This window comes from Clostridium sp. Marseille-Q7071 (genome assembly GCF_965112025.1).
On record NZ_CBCOPR010000001.1, the window covers coordinates 2,563,395 to 2,574,655 of the forward strand.

At 28.1% G+C, this 11,261-nt stretch carries 10 protein-coding genes and 1 pseudogene; 4 read left to right on the forward strand and 7 right to left on the reverse strand.

The annotated features are described in order from the left end of the window. Nucleotides 1-191: 191 nt before the first annotated feature. The 3 genes from ACWPW7_RS12015 to ACWPW7_RS12025 form a co-directional block, all read right to left on the reverse strand. Nucleotides 192-1,388, reverse strand: a complete 1,197-nt coding sequence (locus ACWPW7_RS12015) for an ROK family protein (RefSeq protein WP_454053690.1) — start codon at nt 1,386-1,388, stop codon at nt 192-194. Between the two features lie 196 nt (nt 1,389-1,584). Further along, complete coding sequence (locus ACWPW7_RS12020) at nt 1,585-2,136, reverse strand: chromate transporter (RefSeq protein WP_454053691.1); 552 nt, start codon at nt 2,134-2,136, stop codon at nt 1,585-1,587. A gap of 48 nt (nt 2,137-2,184) precedes the next feature. Further along, entirely contained in the window at nt 2,185-2,739 is a 555-nt protein-coding gene (locus ACWPW7_RS12025; protein ID WP_454053692.1) for a chromate transporter, read from the reverse strand. A 383-nt stretch (nt 2,740-3,122) separates the two neighbouring features. Between ACWPW7_RS12025 and tnpA the strand changes: the two are divergent. Next, a pseudogene (gene tnpA / locus ACWPW7_RS12030) lies at nt 3,123-3,517 on the forward strand (IS200/IS605 family transposase); the annotation flags it as partial. A 115-nt stretch (nt 3,518-3,632) separates the two neighbouring features. On the opposite strand, the gene ACWPW7_RS12035 reads toward tnpA, so the two are convergent. The 3 genes from ACWPW7_RS12035 to ACWPW7_RS12045 are packed head-to-tail and all read right to left on the reverse strand — an operon-like array spanning nt 3,633 to nt 5,856. Further along, complete coding sequence (locus tag ACWPW7_RS12035; RefSeq protein WP_454053693.1) at nt 3,633-4,355, reverse strand: amino acid ABC transporter ATP-binding protein; 723 nt, start codon at nt 4,353-4,355, stop codon at nt 3,633-3,635. Next, nucleotides 4,342-4,998 (reverse strand): amino acid ABC transporter permease, encoded by a 657-nt coding sequence (locus ACWPW7_RS12040; protein WP_454053694.1) that lies wholly within the window; start codon nt 4,996-4,998, stop codon nt 4,342-4,344. The genes ACWPW7_RS12035 and ACWPW7_RS12040 overlap by 14 nt, the downstream gene beginning before the upstream one ends. 36 nt (nt 4,999-5,034) lie before the next feature. After that, a complete protein-coding gene (locus ACWPW7_RS12045) occupies nt 5,035-5,856 on the reverse strand; it encodes an ABC transporter substrate-binding protein (RefSeq protein ID WP_454053695.1) in 822 nt (273 codons plus the stop codon). A gap of 444 nt (nt 5,857-6,300) precedes the next feature. Between ACWPW7_RS12045 and ACWPW7_RS12050 the strand changes: the two genes are divergently transcribed. The 3 genes from ACWPW7_RS12050 to ACWPW7_RS12060 all read left to right on the forward strand — a co-directional run bounded on the left by ACWPW7_RS12050 (nt 6,301) and on the right by ACWPW7_RS12060 (nt 9,587). Continuing rightward, a complete protein-coding gene (locus tag ACWPW7_RS12050; protein WP_454053696.1) occupies nt 6,301-6,624 on the forward strand; it encodes a thioredoxin family protein in 324 nt (107 codons plus the stop codon). Between the two features lie 503 nt (nt 6,625-7,127). Continuing rightward, complete coding sequence (locus ACWPW7_RS12055; RefSeq protein WP_454053697.1) at nt 7,128-8,168, forward strand: S66 family peptidase; 1,041 nt, start codon at nt 7,128-7,130, stop codon at nt 8,166-8,168. A 168-nt stretch (nt 8,169-8,336) separates the two neighbouring features. After that, nucleotides 8,337-9,587, forward strand: a complete 1,251-nt coding sequence (locus ACWPW7_RS12060) for an aminopeptidase P family protein (protein WP_454053698.1) — start codon at nt 8,337-8,339, stop codon at nt 9,585-9,587. A gap of 296 nt (nt 9,588-9,883) precedes the next feature. Here ACWPW7_RS12060 and ACWPW7_RS12065 read toward each other — a convergent pair whose 3' ends face one another. After that, nucleotides 9,884-11,203 carry an APC family permease gene (locus ACWPW7_RS12065; protein WP_454053699.1) on the reverse strand — a complete coding sequence of 440 codons (1,320 nt, stop codon included), beginning with the start codon at nt 11,201-11,203 and terminating at the stop codon, nt 9,884-9,886. Between the last annotated feature and the right edge of the window lie 58 nt (nt 11,204-11,261).

Here is an 11,261-nt window from a genome sequence, read left to right on the forward strand (position 1 = left end):
TAGGGGAAAAGAAGACTACTTTATAATGAAATTATAGAATATGGTTATAAATTTAAAATACTATTTTAAGATTAAAAGTATATTAAATTTTTAAGAAGTGATATATTAATTACCATAAGAAGATAAAAATACTGTAAAAGCTAATTATTTTTAATTAACTTCTACAGTATTTATTACTATAGCTTAGAAATTTAATCTATTTCATATATATTTTTTATAAAGAACATTAATGCAGCACTAATAGCTATTTCGTTATCTTTAAATATTCCACCCTTTATTATTTCTACTTTTGTTGAAATATCTTTATTTCTTTTAGACAATGCTTCTTTTACCATATCAAAAAAAACATTAATATTTCTTATAATAGGTCCATTTAAAATAATTATATCTGGATGAAGTAAATTTATATAATTATATATGCCAATAGCAAGAGCTGAGGAAGCTTCTTTTATTACAGAGAGACAAAGAGAATCCTCTCTATTAGCTTTGGTGCATATATCACTAAAGGGTATATTGCCAGAAGTGTTTATTTTAAAATCTAAATTATTTAGTTTACATAAATTCATGTATTTTTTAGTGATTGCAGGAATAGAGGCATATGTAGCTATACAGCCATAATTACCACATTCACATTTATCACCTTGGAAGTTAACTATTTGATGGGAAAAGGAATCAGCCCTATCAATTTTACCTCTTAGAATTATTCCATTACTTATGAAACCAGAAGCTAATTTAGTTCCACAATTAAAATAGGCAATATTTTTATCGCCCTTACCATTACCTAGAAGGTATTCACCTAAAACAGCGGTATTAACACCATTATCAATTAGTACTGGCAAATGAAACATATCTTCTAAAGTCTTTTTTAATGGAAAGCCACACCAGCTTTTATTATTGAAGTATTCTATGTTGCCATAGGTTCCATCTTCCATATTAATAGGGCCAATACTTCCAACACCTATGCCTATAAGATTTTCTTTTTTTATATTTAAATTAAATATGTGTTTATCTACTATCAATTTTATTCTATTTATTGCATCTTCAGGTAAACTATTAGGTTTTAATGGGAACTTTTCTTGAGCTAACATTTTCATTTTTAAGTTAGTAATTACTATATTAGTTCTAGTGCCAGATATATCAATACCTATAAGATAAAAGTTTTCATCATCTAGGCTATATATTCTTGGCTTTCGTCCACCTGTAGATTCAGCTTCACCTACAACTTTAACTATCTTTCGCTCCAATAAGGAATCCATCATTCTATTTAGAGTGGTTAATTTCACATCATATTTTTTAATGATATCATTTTTTGTCATAGTTTCATTTTCTACTAATAGCTTTAAAATTGTTTTTTCTCCATCACTAAATTTGCCTAAAAAACTGTTCATAACTAATGCTGTTCTCCTCTCAGCTTTGATATAAAATTTTAGATTTTCTATTAGTTTTTAAATAAAATAACTATTTAAAGATATAATAAATAGTTTGCTTTAGACAAGGTAACACAAACTGCTGAAATTAGAATATGTTGACACAGTATTATGCAAAACACATTATCATATCGGCTAGCTATTTTTTAAAGATGTCTTATAAAACATAAAATAGAAAAATTCCTAAAAAACCAGATACTAATATTATTGTAATAGGATTTAGATTTTTTTTAAAGATTAAATACATAGCTAAAATGGAGATTATTGCCGTAAAACAGTTTTCTATTGAAATTATTTGTCCATTTCCATAAGTTTCTTTTCCTATACAGTAGGCCGCTGAAATTATCATTGCAATTACAATAGGTTTAATGAAATATAATATGTGATCTATAAATTTATTAAATCTTTTATTTTTCATAAGTCTTGATAAAAGTATGGCAAATAAAAATGACGGAAGTATTACTCCTAATGTAGATACTAAACTTCCTAAAAGTCCAAGGACATTATAACCAACAAAAGTGGCTGAGTTTATTGAAAGTGATCCAGGAGTCATTTCAGCTATTCCTATCATACTAAAAAAATCTTTAGTAGTTATCCAATGATATTTCTCTATTACATTTTGTATTAGAGGAATCATAGAGTATCCTCCCCCAAAGCTGAGCAAGCCGATTTTAAGAAAATTAAATAAAAGTGTTAATAATCTTGCCAAGAAAATTCCCCCCTTTTTTCTATAGCATTTCTTTTAAGAAAGAAAATTTTAATGTTTTATAGCAAAGCTAAAAGAACCAATGATTATGCCTATAAAAATTATTATAATTGGATTGATGTGAAACAGTATCATCGAGATAAGAGAAATAATCAATATAATCCAATTTAATTTATCTTCAATGGACTCTTTTTTTAAAGATATTGCGGAAAAAAGAATTAATGAAATGATGGCACTTTGCACTCCATGAAGAAAGGCTTGTATACTTCCTAATTGGGCAATATTAGTGAAAAATAAGCTAATGATTAATATAATTATGAATGATGGTAAGACTACACCTAAAGTTGCTATAATAGATCCTTCCAATTGTAAAATTTTATATCCAATCAAGGTTGCTGAATTAATGGTAACTGAGCCTGGAAGCGTTTGACCTAAAGATAATAAATCACTAATTTCTTTTTTTGTTAGCCATTTATTTTTATTAACTACTTCTTTCTCAATTAAAGGAATCATTGAATAGCCACCACCAAAAGTGAAAATTCCTATTTTGAAAAAAGTAAAAAATATTTGTAATTTTTCTCTTAAACACAATTCTTTTTCTTTCATAAAATCACCACTTTCAACCGAAAATATATAAAGTTCTAGCTTTTAATTATATTATATTAAATATAGTATATGCTTGTGACTAATATTATATAATCTTTTAACCAAAATGGCAACAAGTTATAAGAATTTTTATACAATTAAGAAATATTATTAAAAAATAGTTATAATATACTATTAGTTAAAGACCTAAATTCTATATTGTAAAATTTAAGTTTAATTTTAATAAAATATGTAACATAATAGTTTAGAGTTAAAATTTAGAAAACCACCTGCTATGCGGGTGAATTCTGAAAGACTTTAGCGATGAGTATCACAAAAAAGACCTCCTTTTGTTAAAATAGAAATGGTTTCGTCAGCTAAGTCTAAAGACAAAAGAAGGTCATCCAAAATTCAGAAGGGAAGAAACATATGGGAAGAAGAAAGTAGAGATAGGGAAGATATTAAGAAAACTGTGTGAATAGAAAAGTGTTGAAATAATAGAAGTAAATGCATGTGTAAATCATAGACATATGTTGGTTTCAATTCCAATAAAAATGAATGTATCAAATTTTGTAGGATTTCTTAAAGGGAAAAGTAGTTTAATGGTATTTGAGAAATTTGCAAATTTAAAATATAAATATAGAAGTAGGCACTTCTGGTGTAGAGGATTTTATGTAGATACAGTAGGGAGTAATAAAACTGCAATAGAAGAATATATAAAAATCAGCCCAAAGAAGATATGATGTCATATCAAATAAGTATAAGAGAATATATGGACCCTTTTAATAGTAGCAAGTAACAAAAGACGTAGCTGGCGGAAAAAAAAGCGCCTTAAAGCACAATGCTAGTAAAATGTCCTTATAGGACGATAAAAATACCACCAGCTAAGCTGGTGGATTCTTATTAAAATATCTTTATAATACTTTTGATAGAAAATCTTTAGTTCGTAGATGCTTTGGGTTTTCAAAAACTTCCTTTGGAGTTCCTTTTTCAACAATATTCCCACCATCAATAAAGAAAATTCTGTCTCCAACTTCTTTTGCGAATCTCATTTCATGAGTAACTATTACCATAGTCATTCCTTCTTTTGCTAAGTCTTTCATAACATTTAGAACTTCTCCTACCATTTCTGGATCAAGAGCAGAGGTAGGTTCATCAAAGAGCATGACCTCAGGTTCCATGGCTAAAGCTCTAGCTATGGCAATTCTTTGCTTTTGTCCTCCAGATAATGAAGATGGGTAGGCTTTAGCCTTATCCTTTAAACCCACTTTTTCTAGTAAAGCCATTGCTTTCTTTTCGGCTTCTTCCTTGCTTAAGCCCTGTACATTAATTGGTGATAGAGTTATGTTATCCAATACGGTTTTGTGAGGAAAGAGATTAAATTGTTGAAACACCATACCCATTTTTTCTCTTATTTTATCTATATTAATTTTTTTATCCGTTATTTCTGTGGATTTAAATGTTATTGTTCCAGCAGTAGGCGCTTCAAGTAGATTTAAGCATCTTAAAAATGTGCTTTTTCCTGAGCCGCTAGGTCCTATAACCACAACTACTTCACCTTTTTCTATAGTCTCATCTATACCTTTAAGAACTTCATGTTGTCCAAAGTGTTTTTCTAATCCTTTAATGGTTATCACTTATCTTCATCCTCCTCTCAATTACTCCTAGTAATTTTGATAAAGTAAATGTTAATACAAAATAAATAATTGCAACAACAATTAATGGTTCGAAAGGTTGAGCGGTGTTTCCTCTTACTGTATCTGCTTTATACATAAGCTCACCGATTCCTATAACAGATACTATTGAAGATTCCTTTATTATTGTTATAAATTCGTTACCTAGTGCAGGTAATATATTCTTTAAAGCTTGAGGCATTATTATTAGTCTCATGGTTAAAGAATTTGACATACCTAAACTCCTTGCAGCTTCTTTTTGACCCTTATCTACAGCATCTATACCAGCTCGTACAATTTCTGCAACATAGGCAGCGCTATTTAAAGATAAGGTTATTATCGCTGCTACCATATCAGGAAAATGAATACCTAATGAAGGTAATCCATAATAGACTATGTATAACTGAACTAATATTGGAGTTCCCCTTACTATTTCTATATAAGAAGATGAGATAAATTTTAAAAAATTATTTTTACTAAGTTTCATAAGACTTAATATAGAGCCTAAAATTGTACCAAACACAACAGTAAAAAATGCCAATATTATCGTAAACTTTGTTCCTTCTATAAAGAAAGGATAATATTTGCTTAAAAATCCAAAATCCAAAATGTCTTCCTCCTTTCAAAAGTTCTATAGTAGCAATTATTCGACCATTTTATTTGCTTCAACAATAAACTCAGATATTTTTCCTTCTTTTATAAGTCTATTTAAAGTTTTATTTATTTCTTCTATAAAATCTGCTTCACCTTTTTTTACTGCAATAGCTGCGCCTAAGTCTTCCTCTGTTTTAAATTCACAAGTTGTCATTGCTAAATCAGGATTTCTTTCAGCATAAAATTCACCAACTGGTAATTCTATGGCAACTGCATCTACTTTATTGTTTTTAAGTTCCATTATTAAATCAGTGATTTTACTTAAACCTTTAAGATCTGCATCTTTTATTTGAGATGTAGCAAATTGTTGTTGTATGGAACCTTTTTGTACACCTATCTTTTTACCAGCTAAACTATCTAAATCTGGGTATTTATCTTTATCTTCTTTTCTAACTATTATTCCATGCTGTGCTTTATAATAGATATCTGAAAAATCAACGCTCTCTTTTCTTTCCTCTGAAGGATTCATACTAGCAAGAGCCATATCTATTTTACCAGTTTTAAGAGCAGGCAATAATCCATCAAAGCTCATATCACTAATTTTTAATTCAACGCCTAAATCTTTTGCAAGTTCTTTTGCTATTGTTATGTCAAAGCCTACAATTTCATCCTTACCGTTTATTTCTTTATGAAATTCATAAGGTGGGTAATCGGCACTCGTACCAATAACCAGTTTTTTAGATTCCTTAACTTTCTCTAAAATGGATACTGTTTCTGTATCAGAGTCTTTTTTAGTGCATCCTATTAGAGTAAATGTCATTGCACCTACCATAGTTGCTACTATAAATTTTTTAAATAAATTTTTATTCATTTTTAATCCCCCTAAATCAATTTTTACGTTGAGTATAATTATACATATATTTATTATAAATATGCAATACTTTTTTAAAAAAACTTTTTAAAATTGATTTTTGGCACAAAAAAGGGCTATTTTATACGGTTTTTAAGAATAAGTTCAGAAAATAATTTATATTTTAATAATATTTATACATATTATTCATAATTCTATACATTTATTATATTAGATAATTTAATTATAATTTTTATTTTAATCATATTTATATTGAAAATTTATATCTTATTTTTAGTATCTTTTAGGAATTTCTCAAATAATTAAATTTATAGGTAGCTTAAATGGAATTTCATTTATGATGTAATATTTGACAATGATTATATTTACTTATAATATGAGGTTGTAAAATTCAATAATTGTTTATTTATAAAATAGTAAAAAATATTATTTGGGAGATAAGATATGAATAACGAAAGTCTAGAAGAATTATTACATTCAATTAAAGATAATAAATTATCTTTAATTTTAGCATCAACAAAAGATTGTGGAGTTTGTAATTCTATAGAGCCAAGAGTAGAATATTTAGCCAATAAATATCCTAATATAAATTTTAGACATATATTTATTGACTCAATGATAAAAGCAAGCGGAGAGTTTACCATATTTACAGTGCCAACTATAATTATGTTTGCACAAGGTAAGGAAGTTCATAGAGAAAGTAGATTTATTGACTTTGAGAACTTAGAGTTTGAAATTTCAAGATGGTATGATCATTTATTTAATTAATATTTTTATAATCCTGATTAAGTTTAATTAAGATAGCAATGGTATATATACTATCTTAAAAATTAAGGTATAACTGTACCTTTAAATATTTCAATTCGCAACTTTAATCAATGGAGAATTGAAAATGAAAAATTCACAATTGTGGTGGGAAGTGATTTTAATCAAACTAATCTTTTTAACTGATTTTTTGCTAGCAATACAATTACTAATTTTTTTACTTCTGGGGAACAGTAGTGAAGCCCTGGAAGGGTTCTCTTGAGGTGCAGTATATTTTGGAGCAAGAATCAGTAAATTTAACTAATACTATGGAGAGACTATAGAAATTAAGTATTAAGTATGAAGAATTTAAGTGGAATTTAATTCTTTAATTGTGAATTTCCCATTGTAAATTGAAAAAGTTGTGTTTTAAAATAGTTTATAGTAGAATATCATATAAATATAAGCAATTAAGTAAAAAATTACTAGCATTAATATGTAAATACTGGCTTAAGGAGGAGGATATTTTGATAAAACCTAGAAAATTAAAAGAGGGGTCTCGTATAGCAATTATATCACCATCCAATGGTTTACCATTTTTGTTTCCAGATATTTATGAGCTTGGCTTGAAGAATTTAAGAGATATATTAGGGTTTGAAGTAGTTGAAATGAAAACTGCTAGAATGTCACCGGAAGATCTTTATAACAATCCAAGGCTAAGAGCAGAAGATATAAACAATGCTTTTAAAGATGACTGTATTGATGGAATCATAACATCTATAGGTGGATATGAATCTGTCAGAATTTTAAAATATTTAGATAAAGATTTAATAATAAATAATCCTAAATTTATTATGGGATTTTCAGATGCCACTACCTTTTTAACTTATTTAAATCAGTTAGGTATAATTACTTTTTATGGACCTTCAGTTATGGCAGGATTTGCCCAATTAGAAAACCTTCCAAAATCTTATATAAATCATATTAAAGCAATATTGTTTGAGGGAATAATACCTTATTCATATAGACCTTATGAAAAATGGGTGGATGGTTATAAAGATTGGAGAAACAAAGGTACAATAGGGCAATGTACAGAATTTAATGATAATAAAGAGGGATGGAGATTTTTACAAGGAAAAGAAGTTACGGAAGGTAGATTATGGGGAGGGTGTATTGAGGTTTTAGAGTTTTTAAAATCAACAGACTATTGGCCAAGTAAAGAGTTTTGGCATGATAAAATCTTATTTTTTGAAACTTCAGAGGAGAAGCCTTCTCCAAGCCAAGTTGGATTCATGTTAAGAAATTATGGTATTCAAGGAATATTTGATAAAGCAAAAGCTATAATTTTTGGTAGAGCTAAAGATTATTCACAAGAAGAAAAAGAAGAACTTAATAATATTATATTAAGAGTTATTAGAGATGAGTTTAACAATAGTTACATGCCAATAGTTGTAGATGTAGATTTTGGACATACTGATCCTAAAATAATTTTACCTATAGGGACTAGTATTAGATTAAATCCTAATACTAGTGAAATTAATTTAATAGAAAGTCCATTTCAATCATAAAGATAGATTAAGGTATTTAAAAGTTTTAAACTTTTTAAGAAGTTAATTAAGGTATATAGAAAAATAAACATTCAATATGTTCGTATATTTAACTAGTTATTTTCTGTATATGCTTAAATAAAAATGTTGATTTCAAAGTATATAAATATATTTAAATAGGAGGGAATTATGAATAAAGAATTTTTTATCAGAAATAGAAAGAACCTTAGTGAAAAATTAGAAGATAATTCAGTTTTAGTACTTTTTGCAGGAGATGCTCCATATAAATCTGCAGATGACAAATATCCATTTGTACAAAATAGGAACTTTTACTATATAGTTGGTTTTCCAAGAGAAAAAGCCATATTTATTTTAGTGAAACAAGATGGACAAGTATCAGAAAGCCTTTTTATAGAAAGGCAGGATCCTGTTATGGCTAGGTGGATTGGAGAAAAGCTATCTGTAGAAGAATCTAAAGAGTTAACTGGTATAGAGAATATTAAGTATTTAGATCAATTCCATGAATCTTTCGGCAGAATTGGTGGAGATATGCTTATTGAAAACTTATATTTAGATTTTGAAAGACAAGAATATAATATGAGCAGAAGTGAAGGGGGAAATTTTGCAAATGAAGTTGTAGAAAGATATCCATTCTTTAAAGTTAAAAATGTGTTCAATCATATTGCTAGCTTAAGAGTTATAAAATCCGAAGAAGAAATTGAACTCATTAAAAAAGCTATAGATTTAACTAAAGAAGGTATATATAATATGATGTCTAATTCTAGAGTAGGAATGATGGAGTATGAACTTGAAGCATGTTTTGATTATACTTTAAGAAAAAATGGAGTTAGGGTTACAGCTTTTAATACTATAATTGGTTCAGGAAAAAATGGCACAGTGCTTCATTACGAAGAAAATAATTGTGAAGTTAAAGATGAAAGTTTAGTTTTACTTGATTTAGGTGCACAATATGAACTTTATAATGGGGATATTTCTCGCACTTTTCCTATAAATGGTAAATTTACTGAAAGGCAAAAAGCTGTTTATGATGTAGTGCTAAGAGCTCAAAAAGCTATTGAAGCAGCTGTAAAACCAGGAGTTATGTGGAAGGATATAAATGAGTTATCTAAAAAAGAACTTGCAAAAGGATGCAAAGAACTTGGATTGATAAAAGAAGATAACGAATTATCGAATTATTATTTCCACTCCTTTGGACATTTTTTAGGATTAGACACTCATGACGTTGGACATTATAATATTCCACTACAACCAGGTATGATTTTAACCAATGAGCCCGGTCTTTATATTTCAGAAGAAGGCATTGGAATTAGAATAGAAGATGACTTACTTGTGACAGAAGATGGCTGCATAAATCTATCTAAAGACATTATAAAAGAAATAGATGAAATAGAAGAATTTATGACAAGAAATAAAAGATAACAAGGGATAAATATAAAGTATATAGATAAACTATCTTTAAAATTAATGTATAGCCCAATATCGCTACACCTTTGGGTATTTCAATTCACAATGCAAAATTCACAATTATGGTGAAAATTAATTCTTTATAAATTAATTTCTTAAACTAATTTTTACTAGCAATGTATTGCTAGTTCTTTATAAGAAGTGATTGTATCACTTAAAAAATATCAATTATTTTCACATATATATTAATTTAGAGCTAGTATAAGTATAAAATCGGCTTACTTACGGTAGGCCGATTTTATATTTACATATTAAGCTATATTTTTATTTTTAACATAATAATATACAGGTAATCCTAATAAGGTTATTATACTTCCATAAATTGCAAAAGAAGTGTTAGTTATCAATGTACTTATTATTATATAACTACTTCCAACTATTCCTACAAGAGGGATTATAGGATAAAGAGGTACGCGATAAGGTCTCTCTATATCCTTAAATTTACTTCTTAAAATAAATATTCCTGCAACGCCCATAGTAAAGAATATCCATAGTACAAACATTACTAAATCAGTAAGCATATTAAAAGAACCTGATAAAACATAAAGACAAGATAAAAATCCTTGGAATATAAAGGCATTTGTTGGAGTTCCAAACTTAGTATTTATTTTACCGAAAAATGAACTGAAAGGTGTTAAATTATCTTGAGCCATAGCAAAAGGAATTCTTACACCAGTCATCATGTATCCATTTAAAGCACCAAAGATAGAAACAAATATACCGATAGAAATAAATTTAGCTCCATTATTTCCGAATAAAACCATTGCAGCATCAGAAGCTGGTTTTTCTGAAGTTATAACCGCTTCTATTGGTATTATTTTAATTAATGCTAGGTTTATAAGTGCATAAACTATAATTGTTATAGATAACCCTAATATAATAGATTTTGGAAGATCTTTTTTAGGGTTTTTTAGTTCACCTGCCATATTTCCTACACTAATCCATCCATCATAAGCCCAAAGGGTACCTAATATAGCTGCACCAAAACCAGATACACTACTTGAATCTCCTAGATTAAAGCTAAAACTTTGAGCTGTTCCTTTCATAAAGCCAAGTACTATTATAATTATAATCGGCAAAAGCTTTGCTACAGTTACTATTCCTTGAATTTTACTTCCTAACTTTGTAGAAATTATATTAACTATTGTAAGAAATATTATAAATCCCATGGCTAATAGCTTTTGAGAAGTACTGCTTAAATTAATAAAATCTGTAGCTTGAGTTGATAATACAATAGCTAAGGCTGCAACTGCTCCAGGCAGGTAAACAACAGTTTGTACCCAGCCAAATAAAAATGCCCATTTTTCTCCATAAAGCTCTTTAAGATACACGAATAACCCGCCGGTTTTAGGGATAGCTGCTGCAATTTCTGCAATGGTTAGGCCTGACGCCATAGCTATTATTCCTCCTGATACCCAAGCTAATATACCTAATAATGGTGAACCAGCATTTTTAAAAACTATAGCAGGTTTGAAAAAAATACCTGAACCTATAACCATACCTAATACAATAGTTATGGCATCAAATAATCCAAGTTCTTTTTTTAAGACTTTTTCATTTGAACTCTCCATCAATTTTCATCCTTTCTAAGTATATAAATTATAATATTTTACGAAAATATTATTATAT